Here is an 810-nt window from a genome sequence, read left to right on the forward strand (position 1 = left end):
GTTGATGAGATTAATTTAAAAATCGTTGAATTATTAAACGAGCGTGGAAAAGTTGTTCAAGAAATTGGTCAGCAAAAGATTAAACATGGTATTAAGCGTTTCGATCCAGTTCGTGAGCGTGAAGTGTTAGATATGATTGCAAATGTAAATGAAGGTCCATTTGAAACTTCAACTTTACAACATATTTTCAAGACAATCTTCCAAGCAAGCTTAGAACTACAAGAGGATGATCACAGAAAAGCTCTTTTAGTTTCAAGAAAGAAAAAGCCAGACAATACAATTGTTAAAGTGAAAAATGATATTGTTCTTGGTGATGGTTCTCAATCATTTATTATGGGGCCATGTGCAGTTGAGAGCTACGAACAAGTACGTGCAGTAGCACAAGCTATGAAACAACAAGGTTTAACAATGATGCGAGGCGGTGCATTTAAACCTAGAACTTCTCCATACGATTTCCAAGGACTTGGATACGAAGGACTACAAATTTTAAGAGAAGTGGCAAATGAATTTGATTTAGCAGTAATTAGTGAAATACTAAATCCAAATGATGTTGAAAGATCTTTAGAATATGTTGATGTAATTCAAATCGGTGCACGTAATATGCAAAACTTTGATTTACTTAGAACCGTTGGTCAAGTAAATAAACCTGTATTATTAAAACGTGGACTTTCAGCAACAATTGAAGAATTTATAAATGCTGCAGAATACATTATTTCGCAAGGAAATGACCAAATTATTCTTTGTGAAAGAGGAATTCGTACTTACGAGAAAGCTACAAGAAATACATTAGATATCTCAGCAGTACCTATT

The 810-nt window shown here is 33.7% G+C and carries 1 protein-coding gene; it reads left to right on the forward strand.

What is annotated here, in order from left to right; genetic code table 11:
* Positions 1–810, forward strand: an 810-nt coding sequence (locus COJ46_RS19515) for a bifunctional 3-deoxy-7-phosphoheptulonate synthase/chorismate mutase (RefSeq protein WP_141540910.1), incomplete at both ends; no start/stop codon positions are given.

The sequence above is a fragment of the Bacillus sp. AFS077874 genome (genome assembly GCF_002566505.1).
In the GTDB taxonomy this organism is placed as follows: domain Bacteria; phylum Bacillota; class Bacilli; order Bacillales; family Bacillaceae_G; genus Gottfriedia.